Source organism: Actinoplanes cyaneus (assembly GCF_016862095.1).
Lineage (GTDB): Bacteria > Actinomycetota > Actinomycetes > Mycobacteriales > Micromonosporaceae > Actinoplanes > Actinoplanes cyaneus.
Window position 1 is genome coordinate 35,769 of record NZ_BOMH01000045.1, and the last position, 23,051, is coordinate 58,819.

16 protein-coding genes and 1 tRNA gene are annotated in these 23,051 nt (G+C 68.6%); 9 read left to right on the forward strand and 8 right to left on the reverse strand.

Going from position 1 to position 23,051, the window contains the following annotated elements; genetic code table 11:
• The first annotated feature begins 67 nt into the window (after window positions 1-67).
• On the forward strand, window positions 68-427 hold the full coding sequence (locus Acy02nite_RS30060; protein WP_425548244.1) for a nuclear transport factor 2 family protein: 360 nt from the start codon (window positions 68-70) through the stop codon (window positions 425-427).
• 12 nt (window positions 428-439) lie between these two features.
• On the opposite strand, the gene Acy02nite_RS30065 is transcribed toward Acy02nite_RS30060, so the two are convergent.
• Together Acy02nite_RS30065 and Acy02nite_RS30070 are read right to left on the reverse strand one after the other, a co-directional pair.
• Entirely contained in the window at window positions 440-1,096 is a 657-nt protein-coding gene (locus Acy02nite_RS30065; RefSeq protein WP_203746994.1) for a response regulator, read from the reverse strand.
• Window positions 1,093-2,418: a sensor histidine kinase gene (locus Acy02nite_RS30070; protein ID WP_203746996.1), complete on the reverse strand. Its 1,326-nt coding sequence runs from the start codon at window positions 2,416-2,418 to the stop codon at window positions 1,093-1,095. Before Acy02nite_RS30070 ends, Acy02nite_RS30065 begins: the two co-directional genes overlap by 4 nt.
• 105 nt (window positions 2,419-2,523) lie before the next feature.
• On the opposite strand from Acy02nite_RS30070, the gene Acy02nite_RS30075 reads away from it, so the two are divergent.
• The 3 genes from Acy02nite_RS30075 (at window position 2,524) to Acy02nite_RS30085 (ending at window position 6,697) form a co-directional block, all read left to right on the forward strand.
• A complete protein-coding gene (locus Acy02nite_RS30075; RefSeq protein ID WP_203746998.1) occupies window positions 2,524-3,264 on the forward strand; it encodes an ABC transporter ATP-binding protein in 741 nt (246 codons plus the stop codon).
• Between the two features lies 1 nt (window position 3,265).
• On the forward strand, window positions 3,266-4,597 hold the full coding sequence (locus tag Acy02nite_RS30080; protein WP_203747000.1) for an FtsX-like permease family protein: 1,332 nt from the start codon (window positions 3,266-3,268) through the stop codon (window positions 4,595-4,597).
• A gap of 99 nt (window positions 4,598-4,696) precedes the next feature.
• Complete coding sequence (locus Acy02nite_RS30085; RefSeq protein WP_203747002.1) at window positions 4,697-6,697, forward strand: AfsR/SARP family transcriptional regulator; 2,001 nt, start codon at window positions 4,697-4,699, stop codon at window positions 6,695-6,697.
• A gap of 54 nt (window positions 6,698-6,751) precedes the next feature.
• Here the strand turns inward: Acy02nite_RS30085 and Acy02nite_RS30090 are convergent, their stop codons facing one another.
• The 5 genes from Acy02nite_RS30090 to Acy02nite_RS30110 form a co-directional block, all read right to left on the reverse strand.
• Window positions 6,752-9,559 carry an AfsR/SARP family transcriptional regulator gene (locus tag Acy02nite_RS30090; protein WP_203747004.1) on the reverse strand — a complete coding sequence of 936 codons (2,808 nt, stop codon included), beginning with the start codon at window positions 9,557-9,559 and terminating at the stop codon, window positions 6,752-6,754.
• A gap of 223 nt (window positions 9,560-9,782) precedes the next feature.
• Window positions 9,783-10,643, reverse strand: a complete 861-nt coding sequence (locus tag Acy02nite_RS30095; RefSeq protein ID WP_203747006.1) for an SDR family NAD(P)-dependent oxidoreductase — start codon at window positions 10,641-10,643, stop codon at window positions 9,783-9,785.
• 91 nt (window positions 10,644-10,734) lie between these two features.
• Window positions 10,735-11,211, reverse strand: coding sequence for a DUF6174 domain-containing protein (locus Acy02nite_RS30100; RefSeq protein ID WP_203747008.1), 477 nt, complete (start codon window positions 11,209-11,211; stop codon window positions 10,735-10,737).
• A 469-nt stretch (window positions 11,212-11,680) separates the two neighbouring features.
• Window positions 11,681-12,028: a UBP-type zinc finger domain-containing protein gene (locus Acy02nite_RS30105; RefSeq protein WP_203747010.1), complete on the reverse strand. Its 348-nt coding sequence runs from the start codon at window positions 12,026-12,028 to the stop codon at window positions 11,681-11,683.
• Between the two features lie 160 nt (window positions 12,029-12,188).
• A complete protein-coding gene (locus Acy02nite_RS30110; protein ID WP_203747012.1) occupies window positions 12,189-12,701 on the reverse strand; it encodes a sigma-70 family RNA polymerase sigma factor in 513 nt (170 codons plus the stop codon).
• A gap of 399 nt (window positions 12,702-13,100) precedes the next feature.
• On the opposite strand from Acy02nite_RS30110, the gene Acy02nite_RS30115 reads away from it, so the two are divergent.
• From Acy02nite_RS30115 to Acy02nite_RS30125, 3 genes are all read left to right on the forward strand, one after another.
• The gene (locus tag Acy02nite_RS30115) at window positions 13,101-15,992 is read left to right on the forward strand and encodes an AfsR/SARP family transcriptional regulator (protein ID WP_203747014.1); all 2,892 of its coding nucleotides are present in this window, start codon (window positions 13,101-13,103) and stop codon (window positions 15,990-15,992) included.
• Window positions 15,993-16,125: 133 nt separating this feature from the next.
• The gene (locus Acy02nite_RS30120) at window positions 16,126-16,827 is read left to right on the forward strand and encodes a hemerythrin domain-containing protein (protein WP_203747016.1); all 702 of its coding nucleotides are present in this window, start codon (window positions 16,126-16,128) and stop codon (window positions 16,825-16,827) included.
• A gap of 403 nt (window positions 16,828-17,230) precedes the next feature.
• Entirely contained in the window at window positions 17,231-17,554 is a 324-nt protein-coding gene (locus Acy02nite_RS30125; protein ID WP_203747019.1) for a hypothetical protein, read from the forward strand.
• 147 nt (window positions 17,555-17,701) lie between these two features.
• Here the strand turns inward: Acy02nite_RS30125 and Acy02nite_RS30130 are convergent.
• Window positions 17,702-17,786, reverse strand: a tRNA-Leu gene (locus Acy02nite_RS30130).
• Between the two features lie 200 nt (window positions 17,787-17,986).
• On the opposite strand from Acy02nite_RS30130, the gene Acy02nite_RS30135 reads away from it, so the two are divergent.
• Both Acy02nite_RS30135 and Acy02nite_RS30140 read left to right on the forward strand, forming a co-directional pair.
• Complete coding sequence (locus Acy02nite_RS30135; protein ID WP_203747023.1) at window positions 17,987-20,299, forward strand: fibronectin type III domain-containing protein; 2,313 nt, start codon at window positions 17,987-17,989, stop codon at window positions 20,297-20,299.
• 185 nt (window positions 20,300-20,484) lie between these two features.
• Window positions 20,485-23,049 (forward strand): fibronectin type III domain-containing protein, encoded by a 2,565-nt coding sequence (locus Acy02nite_RS30140; RefSeq protein ID WP_203747668.1) that lies wholly within the window; start codon window positions 20,485-20,487, stop codon window positions 23,047-23,049.
• The last annotated feature ends 2 nt before the right edge of the window (window positions 23,050-23,051 follow it).

Consider the following 23,051-nt stretch of genomic DNA (forward strand, 5'->3'; position numbering starts at 1 on the left):
CAATTCAGTCGCCAATAAGAGCAATGCTTTAGAATGCCATTCCTATCTGCCGGATCTGTGTAAAGGAATGCTTGTGCGTAGTATCGCAGAATTGCTCGCCGCCAACCTGCACGACGTTTTCGGCTGCCGAGACGCCGACCGGCGCGCCGCGATGATCGGCGACATCTACGCCGACGACATCGTCTTCACCGACCCCGACGGTGTCACCACCGGCCGTGCGCAGGTCGCCGCGAAGATCGACAAGCTGCTCGCCGGCATCCCCGAGCAGGTCACGTTCACCGACGCCGGACCGATCTACCTCGGACCTGACCGGGGCGCGCTGGCCTGGCGGCTCGGACCCGCCGACGCACCGATCGCCCGAGGGGTCGACGTGATCACCGTGGACGCCGGGCGCATCACCAGCATGGTCACACTGCTCGCGCCGTAACCGCCGCCCGGCTCAGCCGCCGGGCGCGATCAGGCCGCTCTCGTAGGCGTAGATGACTGCCTGCACCCGGTCCCGTACCCCGATCTTGACGAGGATCCGCGAGACGTGCGTCTTCACCGTTCCCTCACCGATGTGCAGCTGCTTGCCGATCTCGGCGTTGGACAAACCTTTGGCGACTTCACGCAACACGTCGAGCTCCCGCGGCGTCAGACGCTGCAACGTGGCCGCCAGCCCGGCGTCGACGCGGGGCGTGCTGGCCACGACATGCTCGATCAGCCGTGTCGTCACCGACGGGGCCAGCAACGCCTCGCCGCCGGCCAGCACCCGGATGGCGGCGAGGATGTCCTCCGGCGGCGAGTTCTTCGTCAGGAAACCCGACGCGCCCGCTTTCAGGGCCGCATGCACGTAATCGTCGTCGTCGAACGTCGTCAGGATCAGCACTTTGCTCGACACCGACCGGGTCACCTCGCGGGCGGCCGCGATCCCGTCCAGACCGGGCATACGAATGTCGAAGACCGCGACGTCGGGCCGTTCCCGCAACGTCTGCGCGACCGCGTCTCGTCCATCGGCCGCCTCGGCGACCACGACCATGTCCGGCTGCAGCCCGACGACCGTCCGCAACGCGTCACGCATCAGCGGCTGGTCATCGGCGATCACCACGCGGATCATCGCGGCGCCAGCGGGAGCCGCGCGTGGACCCGGTAGCCGCCGTCAGGCAACGCGCCGACGTTCAGGACACCGTCGTACATTCTCACCCTTTCCCGCATCCCTACTGTCCCGTGGCCGCGGTCGTGCCGGCCGGCAGCCGGCGCAATCCGGCCGCCGATGCCTTCCGGCGCGGCGGCATTGCTGACGGTCACCTCGACCGCGTCCGCGGTCACCACCACCCGCACCGTTGCCGGTGCCGCCGCTGCGTGCTCGACCACGTTGGTCAACGCCTGCTCGACGATCCGGTACGCCGACAGTTGCACAGCGTCGGCGACGGTCACACCACCGGCGTCGAGCCGCCAGTCGACGCTCATCTCGATCACCATCCCTGTCTCGGCGAACCCGCCGACCAGCCGCGGAAGATCGGCCAACCCCGGTTGAGGGCTCAGCAGCACCTGCTCACCGGCCTGCCCGCTGTCAGCCGGCGGCGCATCAGCGGGGTCGCGCAGCACACCGAGCATGCGGCGCATCTCACCGACCGCCTGCCGGGCTGTCGACTCCACGGTGCGCAACGCCGCCTCCGCGCGCTGCGGATCGGCGGCCATTGCCAGTCGTGCCGCGCCGGCCTGCACCCCCATGACGCTCACGTGGTGCGCGACGATGTCGTGCAGCTCCCGCGCGATCCGGCCCCGCTCGTCCAGAACGGCCCGCACTGCCCGGAGCTCCCGCTCGACCTCCAACCGGGCAGCCCGCTCCGACAAGGCGGTCAGCGCCCGGCGACGCGCTTGGACATTCGCGCCCACCAGCCACGGAACACCGATCGACACCACGGCGGCGGCGGCACCGGCCAGTACGGTGTACCGCCCGGCCGCGGCATCCAAGCCGTGCACCACTGCCACCGCCATCGGCACGACCCCGGCCGCGGGCAGCGCCACCCGCGCCGGTCCACGCCCGTGAGCCGCCAGCGCGTACGCGCCCACCACCAGGCCGACGTCGATGCTGATCGTGGTCGACACCTCGGCGAACAGCTGCAGCGTGTTGCCGAGCAGCGCCACCACGAACACCGTTGCCGGCCGCTGACGCCGCCACAGCATCGACACCGCGCTGACAGTCAGCACCAGCGCCGCCGCAAAGCCGAGATCCAGTCGCGGATGCCACGGCTGCAACCTCAGCGCCCCGGTCCCGAATGCCGCAACCACCAGCACGACATCCAGCAGCCGCCGCCACAAACGCGCAGGCAGCGGCACGGCAACCCGCCGCCCCATGATCACGCTCGCCACCCTAGACACCGCCCGATCGCAGCGGCAAACACCACCATGCCGGGCACCACCGGTGCCCGGCATGTATGCCGTGAGACAGACCCCCGGTCGCTCTCACGACCGACGCGCACCAGCACACCACCCGGCCACCATGGTCGACGTCCCCCACACCACCGCCAGGAGGCGGCCATGACTGATCATGTCCTCGAAGCGCAGTCCGTCACCAAGCAATTCCCGCCCGTCGACGACCAGCCACCGACCCCGGTCCTGCGCGGCGTGTCCCTCGCCGTGTTCCCCGGCGAATTCGTGGCCATCGTCGGTCCCAGCGGCTCCGGCAAATCAACCCTGCTGTACTGCCTGTCCGGTCTCGAAGACCTGACCTCCGGCGAGGTCAGCATCGCCGGGCGCCGGCTGAGCGGCCTGAGCCGCCGCGCCCAAGCCAAGATCCGCCGCGACCACGTCGGGTTCATCTTCCAGTCCTACAACCTGATCCCCTCGCTCAGCGCCTGGGAGAACGTCGCTCTGCCCGCCAGGCTCGCCAAACGTGCCATCAGCGCCGAAGACGTCAGCCGCGCCCTGCACCAGGTCTCCCTCGGCGACCGCGCCTCCCACAAACCCTCAGCCCTCTCCGGCGGACAGCAACAGCGCGTCGCGATCGCCCGGGTGCTGGCCACCCGGCCCGACATCGTCTTCGCCGACGAACCGACCGGCGCCCTCGACACCGAGGCGAGCACCCAGGTGCTCGACCTGCTCCGCGACGTCGCCGACAGCGGCCGATCCGTTGTCATGGTCACCCACGACCTGCAGGCCGCGGCCCGCGCCGATCGCGTCCTGGTCCTGCGCGACGGAGCGATCCACCGCGAGCTGCTGCGGCCCACCGCCGACGACGTCTTCGACGCCCTCGCGCACGCCCGCAAAGCGGTGGCCTGACATGCGGCGGCTCATCCTCGCCGACCTGCTCGACAACAGCCGGGTGTGGCTCGGCGTGCTGCTCGTCATGATCAGCACCGCACTGGTCGCCGCGGTCGTCGCCAGTGACATCGAAACCGGCGTCACCGCCGGCGGCAACGTCGCCCTGGCCCTGTACGCCATCAGCGGCGTCATCATCCTCTTCAGCGCCGTGACGGCCATCATCGTCCTCGGCTCGGTCACCGCCCTCGCGGTCACCCTGCACCAGCGCGCCTACGCGCTGTGGCAACTCGTCGGATTCCGGCCCGGGCACGTGCGGGCGGTCGTTCACGCCCAAGTCGCGATCCTGGCCGTCCTCGGCAGCGGCATCGGCTGTGCGCTGGCATTGCCCGCCGTCGGCCCGTTGTTCCGCTTCAGCTTCGCCAGCACCGCCGACTTCGACACCGCCACACCTCGCTTCGGCGTCCTCTCCGCCGCCGGGGTCGTGCTGTTCGTCCTGCTGCTCGCGGTTGCCAGCAGCGCGCGCGGTGCCCGCCGAGCGGCCCTGACACCGGCCATCGCGACGCTGCGCGAAGCCGACGTGCCGCGCGTGCCCATGACAGGCAAACGGTGGATCACCGCCACGATCATGGTCGGGCTCCTGGCCTGGATCGTCAGCACGCTGCCCGGCACCGCTGTCGAGCGACTGGCCGTCCCCCTCATGCTGATCGGCCCGCTCGTCGCCGGCATCCTCGCCACGATGGGCCCGCTTTTCATGGCACCTTTGGTACGCGCCTGGACCGCGCTCGTCCCGACCACCTGGTCCAGTGCCTGGTATCTGGCGCGCAACACCACGGCCAGCCACATCAGCCGCAGCGCCGCCGTGATCAACCCGCTGGTCGTCGCCACCGCCCTCGCCGGCGGCCTGTACGCCGCCAACGACACCGTCCGCGCAGCCACCACCGACGCCGGATCCCTGTCCGCCGGCACCGTCGTCCTGCTCCTCGGTGGCCCGCTGGTGCTTTCGCTCGTCGGTGCCACCGTGTCCGTCTTCATGTCCAGCCGCACCCGTGAACGGGAAGTGGCCCTGCTCGTGGCCACCGGAGCGACCTGGGCCACCGCCATCCGCGCAGCAGTCGCCGAAGCCCTCATCTACGTCGGCACCGCTGCCCTGCTCGGCGTTGCCGCGGTGACCGTGACCCGCATCGTCGGGCTCTGGGCCGCCGGCACCGGACTGCCCAGCACCGTGTCGCAGCCGGCCACCGCCGTCGCCGTGATCATCTGCGGTGCAGCGCTGCTCATGGTGCCCGCCACCGTCATACCCACCCTCGTCGCGCTGCGCCGTAACGCACCCCGCCTGCTCACCGGCGAATAGCCCTTCACCGCAGCTGAACACCCGACGTCTACGGCCTCGCCCGCTGATGGCGCCATCACGTGAGCGCCTCACCCCCCGGGACCGAGATGGAGAACCACGATGATCGAGCACCACAGCATCACCCACGCTCTGCGGTTCACGCTGCTGGGACCCTTGCGCGTACACCATGGCAACACCGAGATCACCGTCGCCGGCGGCCACCAGCGGACGCTGCTGGCCCTGCTCCTGGCCCGCGCCGGCAAGCCGGTCGGCATCCCCGAGATCGTGAACCTGCTGTGGGACGGCGAGGAGGTGCCGGACACCGCCGTGAACATGGTCCACCGCTACGTCGGACTGCTACGCCGCGCCCTGCAACCCGGCCTGGCAGCCCGCGACGGCGGCCGCTGGCTGCTCAGCGAGGCCGGCGGCTACCGCATGGCCGTCTCGCCGCAGAGTCTCGACCTCCTCGACTTCCGTGCCCGGGTGCAGCAGGCACACCGGCTGACCGGCAAAGGCGACGACCGGGCAGCCCTTCACCTGTACGTCGACGCGTTGGCCCTGTGGACCGGCAGATGCGCTGCCGGCGCCGGCCTTGCCGTCACCGCTCACCCCGACGTCGTGGCCATCGAACGGGAACTCGTCGCCGTCACCCGTGACGCGGCCACCACGGCTCTGCGGCACGGCGACGTCACCCGCGTTCTGCCGCTGCTGCGTGAGGTCGCCGCCCGCAACCCCTTCGACGAGGCCGTACACGCTCACCTGCTGCACGCGCTCGCCGCCGACGGCAACCAAGCCGAAGCCGTATCGCTGTACGGAGAGACCAGGAGACGACTGGCCGACGAATTGGGCATCAGTCCCGGCCAGGAATTGCAGGCCGCGTTCCAAGCAGTACTTCGCGGCGACCAGCAGAAACACCGATTTCGTCCTCAGAGCGACCGTGCGATCTCTCCGTCTGCCCCGGAGCGCCCGGCCCTCCCGGCAACGCCGGCGGCCCATCGGATCCGGCCCGCGCAGCTTCCTGCCGATCTGCGCTTCTTCACCGGCCGTACCACCGAGCTCGCAAGGGGTGCCGCCCACTTGCGCGACCAGGCAAACGGGATGCCGATCCTGGCCTACGACGGGATGCCGGGCGTCGGCAAGAGCACCCTGGCCGTGCACCTGGCCCATCACCTCACCGGCGACTTCCCTGACGGGCAGCTCTACACGGACCTGCACGGCTACGCCCGCACCGGGCAACCAGCGGATCCAGCCGAGGTCCTGCGGGATCTGCTGATCATTCTCGGCGTGGACCGCGCCACCATTCCGGCCGGCCGCGACGCTCGCGCAGCCCTCTTCCGCAGCCTGCTCGCGGGCCGCCGCATGCTGCTCCTGCTCGACAACGCGCGCGACGCCGACCAGGTGCTCCCTTTGCTGCCGGGCGCCGGCGGCAACGCAGTCCTGATCACCAGCCGTACCCGACTTACCAGTCTCGCCACCCAGCAGGGCGCCCATCTGGCGACCCTTGACGTCCTCACCGCCGCAGACGCCCGCGAATGCCTGCGGGTACGGCTCGGCGCCGAACGGGTGGCCGCTGAGCCGGCCGTCGCCGACGAGATAGCCGAGCACTGCGGCCGTCTCCCGCTCGCCCTCGCCGTCTGCGCGGCCCGCGTCACGGCGGATCCCGGGCGATCCCTGCAGTCGATGGTGACGGAGTTGAAGCAGAGCAGCGGCACGCTCGACGCTTTCAGCGACGACCACATCGACCACGACCTCCGCTGTGTCCTCGCCCGGTCGTACCGGCTCCTGACACCAGGCGCGGCGCGGGCGCTACGGCTGCTGTCACTGCACCCGCGTCCCGAGATCACCACCGAATCGGCCGTACGTCTCCTCGGCGTACCCGCATCCCAAGTCGTCGATCAGATGAAGGAACTGGCACGGGCACGGCTACTGAGTCGCGACGGCTCCGACCGCTACCGCATGCACGAAATCGTCCGCGCCTTCGCTGCCGAACTACGACAGGCGACCGGGGGAGAGGCCGACGTCGCGGCACGACGATCCTTGGCGGTCATCACTGCACCAGAGCCCGGCACCCGCGGCGCACGAGGTGACACCGGCTCCGCTCGCTCACACCGCGCCGCGTGACCCAGGACATCCCACCGGCGGTCGAAGGACCGAGCGCGCGAGACCACCGCTGCTTCACCCGCTGAGGCCGGCGAGACGTTGTCCGGCGGTGATCGCGGGTGGTGCGGTGGGATGCTCGGCGAAGTCGCTGCGGACACTGGCCCACACCTGCCGGGCAGCGTCGGTGTCGCCGGCAGCGAGCAACGTCTCGGCGAGATGGTTGCGGTGATGACCGACCTCCAGGACAGCGTCGCGCCGGCGCAGCAGGTCGATGCAGTGCTGGTGCAGCCGGATCGCGGTGATGAATCGGCCGTTGCGCCGGTGGATGCGAGCGAGGGCGTTCGCGGCGCGGGTACCGTTCCAGACGTCTTGCAGCCGGCAGCACAGCTGAGCAGCCTGTATGGCCACGCGTCTTCCGGATTCCTCGTCGTCGACGTCCAGGTAGGCATCGGCCAGGGTGGCGAGAACGACCGCTTCCAGTTGCGGCTGGTCGAGCCGGCGGAAGGCGGACAGCGCCTCGTTGAGGTTGTCGAATGCTGCTTGCGGCTCGCCGCGAAGGTGGGCGATGTAGCCGACGTTCATCTGCACCATGCTGCGTCCCAGCGCATCATCGGCGGAGGTGAACAACTCGTAGGCAACCTTGAGGTGATGCGTGGCCGCATCCGGATCGTGAAGGTAGTGACAGGCCACGGCCAGGCTGCGGTGGCTGTGTGCCATCCCTTGCAGGTCACCGGCGCGCTCGGCCGCGCTCAGCGCTCGGCTGAACATGGCAGCCCAGTCCTTCCACCAGCCGTGCCGGTGGTAGAGATCCTTGACGAGTACGGCGAGCTGCCAGACAGTGGTGCCGTCGTCCCGCGTGGCCGCTTCGTCGATGACGGTCGACAGGGTGTGCCGTTCGGCAGCCGACCAGGCCATGACCGCTGACTCGTCGGAGAACGGCTGAGCGGTGACATCGCTGGGCGGCGCGGGGATGGTCATCGGTGCGTACCCGGGCCGTACCAGAGCCACAGCGTTGGCAGCCGTGTGCAGGTAGTGGTCGAAGATCCGCCGGTGAGTTGCGCGGCGTTCGCCGGGGGTCTCCGTGCCGGCGCCCAATTCGAGGGCGTACGCGTGCAGTAGATCGTGCAGCCGGTACCGGGTCGGCCGGTATCGGCTGACAAGGCCCGTGCGTACCAGCTCGGCGAGGTGGACACGGGCGGTGCGCTCCGGCTCGCCGGTGAGGCTGGCCATGGCCTCGGCGGCGAAGTCGGTACCGGGATGCAGCGGCAACAGCCGGAACAGGCGTGCGGCGCCGGCGCTGAGCAGGCGGTAGGACCAGGAGAACACCGCTCGTACGTCCTGGTCGGCGTCGTCGTCGGCGACGGCGTCCAAGCGTGGGATCCGGCGCAGCTCATCGGCGATGGAAGCCAGCGGTTGATCGGGGTGCGCGGTGGCTTGGGCGCAGATCAGCGCCAGCGCCAGTGGTAGCCGTCCGCACCAGCGGATCAACTCGTCCAGGGCGCCGGGATCGGCGGCCGCCCGCCGGAGTCCGATGCGCTCGATGACACCGGTGCGGGCCTCGGCCATCGAGGGGACGTCGAGGGCCTGTACGACAGCACCGTCCGAGGCCAGCCCGACGAGAGGGCTGCGGCTGGTGATGATGACCGCGTTCCCGGCCGTTCCCGGCAGCAGCGGCCGCACCTGTTCGGCGTCGCGGGCGTTGTCGAGCAGCACCAGCATGCGCCGTTCCGCCAGGACGCTGCGAAACAGTGAGGCGCGGGCGTCCAGCGACGCCGGTATGTCAGCGTCGGCGAAACCGAGCGCGCCGAGGAAGTCGCGCAGCACATCGGCAGGAGCGGTGATGTCGCCGTGCGCGTCGAAGCCGTGCAGGTCGGCGTGGAGCTGCCCATCGGGGAAGTGCGGTGCTGCCAGATGCGCGACATGCACGGCCAGGGTGGTTTTGCCGATGCCGGGCATGCCGGTGAACGCGACCATCGACAAGGCGGTGCGTGGTTCGGTGAGTGTTCGCAGCGCGGTGTGCACGCTGATGTCCCGCCCGGTGAAGACCGGTAGGTCGGAGGGAAGCTGGGCGGGTGTCGGAACAGCCGGTCGGGAGGTGACAGTGGCCGCTGCCGGCGTGGTGCGGCGCAGGAGGGTCTCGTGCGCTGAGTTCAGCTCAGGTCCGGGGCTGATGCCCAACTCGTCGTCGAGCCGGTCACGGATGTCGCCGAACACTGTCAGGGCTTCGGACTGTTTGCCGTCGGCGGCCAGCAGGAGCATCAGCTCGGCCTGCAACGCCTCATCCAGCGGGTTACGGGTGGCGGCTTCGCGGACTGCCGGCAGGATCAGTTGACTTCGCCGGCAGCGGCGGGCGGCCTGTGCGGCTTCGCGTACTGCCGTGACGTATTCGCGGTTGATCGTGGCGAAATCCGGATGCTCGCCGACCTCGTGGCCGAAGCCCGCCCCGGCGCGGCCGCGCCACAGGTGCAGACCGGCGATGAAGGAAGCGAGTGCCTCCGCGTCGTCGCCGGCCTCAGCTAGCTCTCTGGCCTTGGTGACGTGGTCGCGGAACGCCAGTACGTCGAGGTCGGCGTCGCGGGGGACGAACCGATAGCCGCCTGTTTCACGCATGATCCAGCGGCCGCCTGATCGTTCGGCCAGACCGGGCTCGAGCAGGCGTCGTAGCGCTCCCACGTACCGATGCACCATGTTGACGGCGCTGGGGCGCGGGTCGTCTCCCCAGATCAGGGCGGTGATCTCGGAGATTTCGACCAGGTCGCCGGCGCGGGCCAGCAGCAGCGCCAGCAGCAGCCGTTGCTGACCGGGCCCCAGCGACAGTTCGACGTCGTCGTGCCACACCTGTAACGGTCCGAGCAGTGCGGCCCGAAGCAGGGGCTGCTTCATCGGCCGTGGATCCTACGATGCATCCGACAAGCGTAGGCACGCCTTTGAAGTCGCCAGGGCTTTCGAAGCTGTTCGCGCCTGCCGTTTCGGGGTTGGCTCGAGCGCAGGCCGCCAACGGGGTGCCGGCCTGCGCTCGGTGTTCGGGCTCCTTTTGCGGCGCGGTGGTTGTTCGGCTCAAGGCGTGCGCGACCACCGGCCCGCTGTCAGGCAATGCCCTCGTTGCTCAGGCCCGGAAGTCTTCGGCGTGATCGGCGGCGAACTGGCTGAAGGTGCGCAGCGGACGGTTCAGCAACTGCTGCAGGCCAGGGGAGACCGCGGCGGCCCAGCCCGGACGCACGATCTGGTCATACAGGGTGGCGATGTCGCGGGCGTACTGCGGCTCGTTGCCGTCACCGACGTACTGCTCGTAGAAGCTCTCACCGTCGCTGTCGGTATAGGCGACGACCCGGCCGGTGGCGGCGGTGAGCTGTTTGGCGGCCTCGTACATGTCGATCGACTCCGGTCCGGTCCACACCTGGTCATCGTCCGGCGTGCCACGGCCGACCAGCACAGCCAGGCCCGCTGCGACATCGGCGGCGTCGATCATGGCCATCGCGCCGTCACCGAACGGCAGCCGCCACGTGCCGTCGGCCTCGATCCAGGCGGTGTACTGCAGCAGGTTCTGCATCAGGAAGCCGGGCCGCACGACGGTGGCGGGCACACCAGTGCCTTTCAGGTGTTGCTCGGCCGCATAGTGATCGCGGGCCAGCGCCAGCGGCGCGTCCGGCGCAGGGCCGCCGACCGACAACTTGATCAGGTGCGCGACACCGTGACGGCGGGCCGCGTCGATGACCGCGAGCTCCTGCTGCAGCTGCCGTTCGCTGTTCGCGGCGATGAGCACGACCTGGTCGCTGCCGGCCACCGCCCGGTCGACGGCAGCGGCGTCGTCGAGGTCCGCGGGGACCGCAAGGTCGGCCAGGTCGCCCAGAACGGCGGCGCGATCGACGGTACGCACAGCCGCGCGCACGTCGGTGCCGTTCTTGGCCAGTTCCCGGACGAGCCGGCTGCCGATGGTGCCGGTTGCCCCGGTGACGAGGACAGTCATGTCGTGCCTTTCAGATCAGATGTGTGCTGTGCAGCCGCGGCCAGGTCCTGTGGACCGCCGGGGGTGCATGCAGGCGCGGGTGCGCGCATGCTCAGGCGTGGTACTGGCTGATGGTGAAGCAGGTCGCGCCGTCGGTGGACGCGGCGGATCGGCCGAATGTCACCCGGGTCGGGTGGCCGTCGGCGGGGTCGACCGCCAGCGTTGCCTCGTCGCCGCGGGTGATCGCGTCCCGGGCACGCTGCAGCAGGTCGCTGAGGGTGGGAAAGTCACCGAATGACGCCGGCGCGGACAATCCCGCGTCGAGTGGGGTGACCTGCACGATGACGTTGCCCGCCACGGTGACATGCCACCGGCCGCTGGTCGGACCGCGGTGGCAGTCACCGGCGAGGACGAAGTCGTAGGCGGCCGGTGCGCTCCAGATCGCCGGTGCCGGGGTGGAGGACGTAGCCGAGGCTGCCGCGGTGTTCGCGGTCGTGCCCGACGGTGGCAGGTGCACCGCCCAGATCACGGCTGCGGTGATGATCGCGATTCCCGCCGCGATTAGCACGGTGGCCCTGGTCCTGCTCATCGGTGTGCTCCTTCGCCCATGGTGATCCACCCACGGCACGTGGCTTGCGGCGGTACCGGTGGCTTCCGGTGAGGGGTAGGAGTGGTGAGGGCGGCAGCGCTGACGCCTTCACCACAGCGGTTCTAGAAAGCGCGGTACTCGCCGGCGGTAGCCGCAACGGCGAGGCCGACGGCTGCGCGGATGACGGTGACTCGCATGCAAGTGCCTTCCATCTAGGTGCCGGTATGCAAGACGGTAAAGATCAGCACTGATCAAGCAGTGGATGATCACTTATCGGTGCGAGCCGCCCGCTGGATCGATACTCGGCTGGCCGCTGCCGGCTGGCGCCGGGACCCCTCCGACAGTGCTCCCGGTGCCGATCGGTCCCCGATCAACGGCGTTGCTCGTTCAGGTCGCGCACCGCCGGCTCCGCCCGCCGGGCTTGCCACGTGCGACGTTCAGAGGCGGGATCAGGCTTTCGGTACGGGTGTCAGTCGTTGAGCTGGGACTCCCAGTCGGCCGGCACGGCCCCCGCCGGACCAGGAACGGGCTGATCGCTGGGGTGGCTGGAGGGTGGGGCGAGCGCTGGACCGCCTCCGAACCGGCCAGTGCGGTAATCGAAGAACCACTCCTCGCCCGGTTCGAATGACTGGATGATCCGATGTCCCGTGGCATGGAAATGCTTGGTCGCATGCTGTGACGGGGAGTTGTCGCAGCAGCCGATGTGCCCGCACTCGGCGCATCGCCGCAAGTGCAGCCACCAGCGGCCGGTGGCCAGACATTCGACGCAGCCGGTGCCCGAGGGCGCAACAGTGGTGTTGATGGAATGGTCAGACATGCCGGGAAAGCTACCTCGGATTCTTCGTCGCGTGCCATCGCAAACTGCATTCATTCGTAAATAAGAAATCAGTAACTGGAGTCTGATATATCACCGCGGCGGGTTCTGGCCGACTGGTTGCATGGCTGCCCGCGCGCACATTGATACTGATTCCCGAAGCCTAAGCCATCGCCTTGCGTACGGCCCGTAGCGCATAGAAAGCGCGGGACTTGACGGTGCCCACAGGCACACCGAGCCGCACGGCGACCTCGTCAGCAGCGCGTCCCTCAACGTACAACTCGTGCAGAACTGTGCGCTGCATGGGGCTGAGCTGCTCGAACGCCGCCCTCATCGCCTGCAGCGACAGTGTGTAGTCCATGAACTCACCGCCGGCCGCGTCGCCGGCATCCGCCAGGCGCACTTCGGCTGGTTTGGCCTTACGTGAGCGTACGGAATCGATGGTGATGTTGCGCGCGATCGTGAACAGCCATCGGCGGGCTCGTTCATCCTCGACCGGAAGCGAGTCACGGTGTCGCCATGCCTTGAGCATCGTCTCCTGCAACAGGTCCTCAGCCAGCTGAGGCTCGTGACGGTTCAACCCGCGCAAATAGGTGAACAACGCTTGGGAGTGGTTTCTGTGAGCGATCTCCATTCGAGTCGCAACAGTTGCACTGGTGCTGTTGTTCGTGCTCACCCCGGGGCCCTTCCGTGAAAGTATCAGTGCGACAACCGTGATCGCATTGCTGCTTCAAGCAGTCGGCGCACCGCCACGGCAAAGGCTAGGCAGGTAGGTCTTAATGATCAGTGAACGCTCGCTGATCCCAGTGACAGCCGGGTTGCCCGTTCGCGTCTCTCCCGCGTCAGCGAACCCGTGCCGCCGGCCTGGTTCCGCCCGTTCGGGCCTTCGTGCCGCGTGGTGTACGCCGAACCGCTGTCCCAGCGACTGTGGGGCAGCCCACCACCGGGACGGCTCACGCCTGTTTTCGCAGCCCAGCCCGTAGCCAATCCTCACCCGTAAGCAAGGGGCCGAACCGCTACCGGCGTATGTTGGGATGCCGTCGCGAGCACAGAGGCGAGGGCGAACGGGGGAGAAATGCCGGTCAGTAACGGCGATGGTGATCGGCTGCGTTTCGCTGTTCTAGGACCGGTCCGTGTGTGGCGAGGCGCCACCGAGCTTGTCATCGGAACCAGACACCAGCGCCTGCTGCTCGCGCTGCTGCTGGCCAAAGCCGGTCGTCTCGTCGAGGTGTCCGAGCTCGTCGACTTCCTCTGGGGGCATGACGTCCCCCCGACCGCCGTCAACATGGTGCACCGCTACGTCGGCGCGCTGCGGCGCGTCCTGGAACCTGGATTGCCGCCTCGCGAGACCGGCCGATGGTTGCTGCGTGACGTCGGCGGATACCGGCTCGTCCTGCATGACAGCTGCCTCGACCTGGCCGAATTCCGGGCCAAGGTCACCGCCGGGCGGCGCCTGAGCGGCGAGGGCGACGACTCGGCCGCACTGGATGCCTCCCTTGCCGGCTTGCACCTGTGGCGGGGCCGCTGCGCCGCAGGCCTCGGCGCAGCTGTCGACTCCCACCCCGAATTCGTCGCCATCGAACGCGAGTACATCGGAGCCGTCCGCGACGCCGCCCAGGCGGCTCTGCGGTGCGGGGGCGCGGCACGGGCACTCCCGTCGCTGCGCGACGCCGCAATCCGCAGCCCGTTCGACGAAGGCCTGCAATCCGAGCTCCTGATGCTCCTGGCGGCCGACGGCAACCAGAGCGAGGCAATCGCCGCCTACGGCCGCATCCGTGGCCGCCTGACCGAGGAACTCGGCGTGGAACCCGGCCCGGAACTGCAGGCGGCATACCGGGCTGTCATCAGCCGCGGCGATGGCGCGGCCGTCGAAGCGCCTGCCAGCGGTACACCCGTGGCAACGGGTGCTGCCGCCGCAGCGCCACCCGTGCCGCCGATGCCTGCTGTGCCGCCCGCCCAGCTTCCATCGGACCTTCGGGTTTTCGCCGGGCGCGCCGAACTGACCCGCGACGGTGTGCGGCTGCTGCGAGGGCAGCGGTCGAGCCTGCCCATTCTGGTGTTCGACGGTATGCCGGGCGTCGGCAAGACGACCCTGGCAGTGCATGTCGCCCATGCGGTTGCACCGCACTTTCCTGACGGTCAGTTGTACGCCGACCTGCGTGGTTTTGATCCCGACAGCCGCATCGCTCAACCGGCCGACGTCCTGCAGGCCTTTCTCGGGGCTCTCGGCGTCGGCCAGGACGTGATCCCGGCTTCGCTCGACGCTCGAGCCGCTCTTTACCGCAGCATGGTCGCCGGCCGTCAGATGCTGATCGTGCTCGACAACGCCCGTGACGCCCAGCAGGTGCGGCTGCTGCTGCCCGGAACGGCCGGACATGCCGTCCTGGTGACAAGCCGTGGCCGGCTCAGCAGCCTCGCGGCCACCAACGGTGCCTATCTGCGCAGCCTGGACGTCCTGTCCGTCGATGACGCACGCGACTGCCTGGCGCGGCGCCTTGGCAGCGCCCGGGTCGCGGCTGAACCGCGAGCGGTTGACCAGATCATCGAGCGCTGTGGCCGGCTTCCGCTTGCTCTGGCCATCGTCGCGGCCCGGGCTGCAGCAGACGCCGATCATCGCCTGACCGCAATCGCCCAAGAGCTGAGCTCGGACACCACGACCTTGGACGGCTTCAGTGACGACGAACTCGAAAGAGATCTGCGAACGGTCTTCACCTGGTCCTACCGGCTGCTGAGCCCAGAATCTGCCCGGATGCTGCGGCTGTTGTCCCTACATCCAGGGCCTGAGGTAACCGTCGAAGTCGCGGCCAGTCTTGCCGGAGTCGCGCCAGAGCACGCGCGATCACAGATGACCGAACTGGTGCGTACCCGGCTGTTGAATCGGCAGCAATCCAACCGTTACCGGCTGCACGACCTGGTCCGTGCATACGCTGCTGAACTCCGCGCAGCTGAGGAGTCGTTGTCCGCCCAGGGCGAGGCACGCCGTCGCCTGATAAGTCACTTCCTCTGCAGCACGTACGCCACCAGCCAGGCCATCCGTCCCGGATATGCGCCGATCGGTCAGCCAGAACAGTTGGCAGGAGTCACGCCGGAGCGATTCGATAATCGGGCGGCGGCCTCTGCCTGGTTCATGGCCGAACGTTCCAATATCCGAGCTGTCGTCGAGGCCGCGAGCGATGACGACAGTGACGCATGTTGGCATCTATCACTGTTCGCCAAAGAGATGTACACCTTCCATCTGCTCCTCCGGGAATGGGAGGCGACGGCGCGAACAGCACTCGATGCCGCGCAGCGCTCGAACAACATAAAAGGTATGGCTTACAGTCACCACAGCATCGCCGGCGCATACCACTTCATGGGCGATCCGACCGCCAGTTCATACCATCTCAGAGAAGCTGCGGACCTTTTCCGGGAGGACGGCGATCACTTAGGCCAGGCGCAGATCCTGGTGAACCTCGGCTACATCGCTCAAACGCAGCGGAAATACCAAGAATCGATCCAGCACCTGCGTCCGGCACTAGAGGTCTTTCAGGACGCCGGGCGTCGCGACCTCCAACTGAACGCACTCACCATCATCGCCGACGACTACCGGGCTGTCGGTGACCTGCAGAGTAGCCAAGACGCAGCGCTGGCGGCAGCACAGCTGGCGAGGGAACTGAAAGATCTCCGGCAAGAAGACCGCATGATGACGACTCTCGCCAGCATCTACAGCGACCAGGGCAGGCACGCCGCTGCACTGAAGATCGTCATCTACTATCTCGCGTTGAACGCCAGCGAAGGCAATGTGCAGGCTGAGATGAACACACGAGTCTCGCTCGGCGACATCCTCTACGCCAGCGGTGAAATCAGTGACGCGTATCTTGTCTGGACGAAGCTCCTCGAAGAAATGGACGCAAATCCGGATGCGCGGATCATGGCCGTCGAAGTTCGTCGTCGACTGAGTCCTTACCAGTCTGACGGTCCCGACTAAATGTGAACTGAAGAAGGAGTTACGTTCTCCAGTCAGTGTTGTAGGTCTCAGAAGGCGCAATTTCCTGGTACGGCAGTGAACTTCCGCCGCTGTCCGCCGTCGTCTGTAGCGAACTACCGATGCTGGAGGAAACGTGGCCGTCCCCTTGAATCCCGCTGCCCCGGCGGACATCCCCGACACCGATGAGATGAAGGTGATCCACAAAGCGCTGCGCCGCGAGTTCCGGCTGCTGGCGCCGATCGTCGCCACCGTGTCTCCAGGCGACCAGGCCGCCTCCGAGACGGTTGTGCGGCACGCCAAGTTGATGCTGGCCATGCTCCATGAACATCACGAGAGCGAAGACGAGTACATCTGGCCACTGCTGCATCAGCGGCTTCCTGACCGCGACGCCATCATCGACACGATGCAGCAACAGCATGAGACGCTGGCCGAGCTCATCGACCAGATCACTGCCGGGCTGACCAGGTGGGCAGGTGTCGCCGACCCGCAAACCGGCGCCGGCCTGGCCAAACACCTGGAAGAACTGGCTGCCCTGCTCGACGAGCACCTCGACCTCGAGGAAAGCAACGTCCTGCCGCTGGTCCGTGAACACCTGAGCGTGCCGGAGTGGAAGGCCCCACAGGCCGCCGCGATGAAGAACCTGCCCAGCGACTTCAAGTCACTCATGATCCTCGCCGGCGTCGTCCTCGAAGACGCCACACCGGCCGAGCGGCACTGGTTCCTGCACGAGATGCCGGCACCCGCCCGAGCCATCTACAAGATGATCGGTACCCGCATGTATGCCGCGAATGTGCGCGCGGTCCGGGCGACGTTGCCTGCAGCGCCGGCCAGCTGAAATACCGCTACGGACCAGCCACCACCGCCCTTGCCCGCCAACCGGGGGCGGTGGTGTCGGCGAACTCGCCGCGGTAGCGATCGTGCGCGTTGCGCGTTCAGTGAACAATCACCGCGCCGAAAGTCCACGTCGATACGTTCAGCCGTGTGCGAGGCGGAGTGCCGTCTGACCGGAATCGCGGAGACCGAGGCCGTCATCAACCTCCTCACGCAGCGCCGGGAAAGCTTGCAAGACCAGCTCGCCGCGGCCGAATGAGTCCATGAGCGTCACAGGAGTCCTGCCCGGCCCGGGGTAGGCGGCAGGCCAGCGAGAGAGCCAGTGGGCGTCGATCCTGGCCGTCCCGGCGCCGCGCTGCTCGTCCGGCATCCGCCCACCCGTGACACCAAGACCGACGACATCCGGATTGGGTGAGCGTTCCGCCGATCTGATCGGCACCTCGGAGCGCGAGGTGCTGCGTAACCGGTCGCGGACCAGCGCGGTGACAACGGCCCAAGTCCGTGATCAGGGCCGTCATATCCGCGGCCACCCACCGTATGGCTACCAGCTCGTCAGGCGTATCCGGGCGGCGCTCGAGGCCGGTGCTGATTTGGTGGTGGTCACCGGCTGGATCAGCGAGGTCCAGAAGGAACGCGGGCAGGTTCTCGAAGTGCTGAACATGCCCCGGCCGCAGCCGGTCGCGCGGGATGAGCCGGGAACAGATCGCGGATCTCGTCGGCCAGCTCGGTGACATCTTCACTGTTCTGGATGAGGCGGATCCCGCCGACCGGGCGGAGGTCTATCAGCAACTGGCGATCCGGCTCACGTATCACCCGGATAAGCAGAAAGTCCGCGTACAGACACAGTCTGTAGCGGACTCTCATGGGGATTTAGTTTGTGTCCGGAGGGGGACTTGAACCCCCACGCCCGATAAAGGGCACTAGCACCTCAAGCTAGCGCGTCTGCCATTCCGCCACCCGGACTTGCTCGTACAGCTTAGCGGCACCCGTTTTCCCCGTGTTTGTCGGGGGTTTCGGCTGCCGTGTCGGCCGCACAGGTGAGAACAGTACACGGTCCCGGAGGGGGGTCGCAGGAGGGGTGGGGGCGTGGACATTGCGGGGCATCTGGGGGCGAATGGGGATCCGGCCTGGTTTTGCGGGGGCGTAGCGGGCAGCATGGCGGGGTGTCCCACCCCTCCCCGTTGACTCCGGCCCTGGAAAGGGCGCACTCGCTGGTTGCCGCTGGTGATCTGGCGGGGGCGGCCGTGCTGCTCGAACGTGCGATCGAAATCGGTCAGGCGAATCTTAGCCAGGACCATCCGGATGTTCTGGCGACGCAACGGGAGCTGGCGTCGCTGCATCATCAGGCGGGGAACCCGGCGGCGGCGAAACTGGTGCTGGAGGAGGCGCACGAGGCCGGGCAGTTCAGTCTTGGGGACGATGACCCGCTGATGCTGCAGATCTCCTACGACCTCGGGGTGCTCGCCGAGGAGCTCGGGCACCGGGACGAGGCGCGGGTCGCGTTCGGGCGGGTGGCGGACTTCGGGCCGATGATGCTGGGGCCGGGGCACTGGGCGGTCGTCCGGGCACAGGCCTATCTCGGACAAGATCAGACTTCGGCGGTACGGGACGAGCCCGCGCGCCAGATGCCGCAGAGCGGCCCGGCGATGCCGCCGCCGGACAACCACCCGACGATTCTGCGGCCGGAGCCGAGCGTTCAGCTTCCGCCGCCACCGCAGATCACCCGCCCGGCTGCCGCCCAGGATGCACAGGCGCCGGAGCAGCCGTCACCCTGGCAGGGCATCCCGGCGCCGCGGCAGGGCAATCCGTGGGCGCAGGGTCCTGGCCATCCGCGGGGAGTGACGGAGCCGACGACCCCCTCGGGGCAACCGATTCCCGCGCGGCGCCTGCCGGAGCCGCCGGTTCTGCAGCCGGCGGAAAGCAGGGCGACGCCGCGGGTGGGCGGCGACGCGACGCGGCCGGCGGAGAGCAGGACGACACCGCAAACGGGATCGCAGGCCGTGAGTGAGGTGTCGCAGCGGCCGGAGGACAGGGAGCCGCCGGCGGGGAAGAAGGAGTCGGGGTCGCCCTGGGGGCCCGCGCCCTGGACCGCCGAAGAGCCTGCCGAAACGCCGTTCCAGCAGCTGAAGCCGGGCGTTTTCGGTGTGCCGAAGGCGGAGTCCGGGCCGGCTCTCTTCCACCGCGGCTCAAATGATGCCGTGGTTGTTCAGCGGCCTGACCCGGTGGTCATGCCGCTGCGCTCGGAGCCGCTGCCCGCGCCGGAGCCGCGACCGGATTCGATCACCCCGGACGATCCGGTTCCGGCTCAGATCAAGTTTCCGGTATGGCATGAGCCTGCGCCCGAAGCACGACCAGAATCGGTCACTCCGGGCGTGTCGGCTCCGGCCGTCCCGGTTTCTCCGGCACGCCCGCAGTTCCCCGCGATTCCGGTTGCGCCCGCCCGTGAGGAACCCGACCCGGCGGAACTCGGGCCGGCAAACGTCAAGCCGGCGGAACCCCAGCCGGCACCGGAGCTGAAGCCGACACCGGAGTTGACGCCCGCTCCGGAGTGGGAACCTGCTCCGGAGTGGAAGGCTGCGCCGAAGACGACTGAACCGGCACGCGATCGCGTCGTGGAACCCCCCTCCTGGACCCACGAGCCGACCCCGCACCCCGTCGACGACGCCACCTCGCAACTGCCCCAGGTCACTGCCGGGCCGGCCGGGGACGAGCCGTTCACCGCCTGGCCGGACTTCAACCGGTGGCCGGGCGAGGCCGCGGACGCCCCGCAGTCCACCGTCTACTTTCCCGAGGCGGGGAGCGGGCCGCAGGATGTCGCCCCGAGCAGTTTTCAGCCGACTGCGCATCCGGGCGTCTACCGGCAGCAGGACGTCCACGGTCAGCAGGATCCGGTGCCGAGCGGTTTCCAGCGGTCCACCCACCTGGGTGTCTACGAGCAGCAGCAGCCCGGCGTCTATCACCAGGGCACGGACGGCACCTGGCAGGGTGGCCCCGCTCCCGCGCCCGCGCAGGAGGTGGCGGCGGACGCGCTCACGACGTACGGGAAAAGTGGTAACCGCAAGCGGGGCATGGCGCTGTTCGCGGTGATCGCCGCCACTCTCGCTGCCGTCGTCGCGGTGGCGGCGCTGGTCTTCACCCTGGCCCGGGACACTCGCGAGGGTGACGAGGGTGACACTGCGCCGGGTTCGCCGACGCTGGCGGGCGCGCCGCCCGGCAACGTGAAGCTGACCGACGCGGGCACCAAGATCGACGTGACCTGGAGCGATCCGACGGACGCCACGGTGAGCTTCATGGTCACCATGGCGCACCCGGGTGAGCAGTTGAAACCGGTCAGCACCGTGGGCCCGGGGCAGACCTCCCGGCGCATCGAGGGACTGAGCCCGTCACTCGACTACTGCTTCGCCGTGGTGGCCGTTTATGCGACCGACAAGTTCGCCACTTCGCCACAGGTCTGCACCGATCGGGGCAAGAAGTGATCTAGCTGGTTGTCCACAGCCGGGAACGGTGGGTATCGACGGCCGCCGCGATCCCGGTATGGTGGCCTGCGTCCTTGGCACGCCAGGTTTCGCAAACGGGGAGGACAGCCGCTGTGAGCAGCACAGACGCCGCACCGGAGGGTGCTCGGAAGCGTCGATTGCCCAGTCGTGGCTATCTGGTCACCATGGGTACGGTGCTGGCGCTCGCTGCCGGCCTCGGCGCGACCGTCCTCGGGCTGGCCAAGGCCGACGAGGCGGTGGCCAGTTACGACGCGGCGTCCTGGGTGTGGAGCAAGGGCAAGGGCGAGGTCTCCCGGGTCAACGGCGTGACCGCGAAGATCGACACCCGGGTCGACGTGGGCCAGGCCCGCGGGCACAGCCTGGAGGTCAGCCAGAGCGACCGGTTCGTCATCCTGCGCGACGTCAACACCGGCGCGATCGGCTCGATGGACCTCAAGGAGCTCCAGGCGTACTGGGGCCAGCAGTCGTCGCCCGGCATCGGCGTGAGCGTCGCCCTGCACGACGACTCGGCGTTCGTCGTCGACTCGGTGCAGGGCAAGGTGCAGCAGGTCGACCCGAAGAGCCTGCAGGCGATCGGCCAGCCGGTCAGCTTCCCGCCGGGCATCACCGGTGGCGACTTCGACGGCAAGGGCCGCCTCTGGATCGTGGCGCCGAGCGAGGGCACGGCCACCGCCATCTCCCCGGCGCCGAAATCCACCGAGGGCCCGGGGGGCGACCCGCAGCGCGTGCGCACCGAGCAGGTCGGCGGCGCCAGCCACGACTTCACCATGACCACTCTGGACGACGGCATCGCGGTGCTGGACCGGACGACGAACGATCTCTTCCGCGTCGGCGACACCCCGACCTCGAAGACGACGCTGCCGCTGACCGGGCCGGGCGTCCTGGCCCCGCACACCGACGGCAGCACCGTCGCGGTCACCGTTCCGGCGACCCGCCAGATCGTCGGCGTCGACCCGCAGGGCACGATCAAGGCGCAGTTCACCGTCCCCGGCGGCGAGTCGCAGCTGCAGCCGGCGGTCGCGTGGGAGGGCTACTACTACGCGGCTGACACCGACGGCGGCACGGTGCACGTCTTCGACCAGAGCGGCGCTCAGCAGAAGCCGATCACGTTCGACCGGCCCGGCGGCTCGCTGGAACTCGACGTCCGGGAGAACTACCTGTTCGTCAACGCGCCCGGCTCGCCGATCGCGCAGGTGGTCGACAACCAGCACGGCGTCCGCCCGGTCGACAAGTATGCGGACGACGTCCTCGGCGGCGACCCGCCCCCGGTGAAGACGCCGCCGGTCACGCCGCCGCCGGAGAAGAAGAAGCCGAACAAGCCGGTGGTCAGCAAGCCGGGCGCGCCGAAGAACGTGCGAGCCGCGGCCGGCAACGCCGAGGCCCGGGTCACCTGGCAGGCGGCCCCCAACAACGGCGCCGAGATCACGAAGTACGTGGTGACCGGCAACAACAAGACGTTCGACGTGGGCGCCGACCAGCGCGCGCTGACCGTGACCGGCTTGACGAACGGTGAGACGTACACGTTCCAGGTGCACGCGGTCAACGCCAAGGGCGCCGGGCCGGACCGGGCGAGCAACCCGGTGAAGCCGACGGCCGAGGTGCCGGACCCGCCGGGCACGCCGGTCGCCGAGGCCAAGGGCGACGGCACCGTCACGGTCACCTGGCCGGCCGCGAACGGGCAGGGCCTGAAGATCGACCACTACACGGTGACCGGGGTGAGCGAGGGCGGCAGCGCGCCGATCGGCGACACCAAGGGCGCCTCGATGACGATCCCGGCCGGGCAGCTCGACTTCGGCAAGCAGTACGCGTTCACCGTCGTCTCGGTCAACGAGCGCGGCGCCGGGTCGAAGGCTTCCGCGGTCAGCAACAGCGTGGTGCCGTTCAGCAAGCCGGCGAAACCGGAGAACCTGGATGCCGCGACGGTCAGCGACAAGGCCGGCACGATCAAGGTCACCTGGACGGCTCCGGCCGACAACGGCCGTGCCATCAGCAAGTACGTGGTGAAGGCCGGCGACAAGAGCACCGACGTCAGCGCCGGGACGTCCGCCACGCTGGATGGTCTCGGTACCGGTCAGAGCGTGCAGGTCCAGGTGGTCGCGGTGAACGAGGGCGGGGAGAGCGACCCGGCGACGGCGACCGCGCGCACGCTGGCCGCGCCGACGCTGACGATCACCGGGACGGACGCGACGTTCAACACCGCCACGCTGTCGCTGAGCGTCGACGCCGGTGGCGGGACGGCCACCTGCACGGTGTCGACGTCGGCCGGCACGTCCTCGGGGAACTGCTCCAGCCTCAAGGTGAGCGGACTGATGGCCGGCACGGACTACACGTTCAAGGTCACGGCGAAGAACGCGGCCGGCTCGGTGTCGAAGAACTCCACGAAGACGACGGACTACCTGGGCGGTACCGCGACCTGCATCAACGGCAAGACCGGCGACCAGAAGACGTACTGCAACAAGGACGTCGACGGCCGCAACGGCAACGAGATCTTCAAGGTCACCCGGCAGGACGACGGGCAGCAGGCCGGATGGGTGGAGAACGGGACGCACCTGCAGGCGTACTGCAAGGACTCCGGCGAAGAGGTGTACGCGTTCGTCTACAACGATGACAAGCGCAGCACTACCTGGATCCAGGTCAACTACAAGGGTAAGACCTACATCCCGCTGGCCTGGTTCAACATCGACGGGGGCGGCAACGACGCCAACCTGAAGTACCTGCCGAACTGCTGATG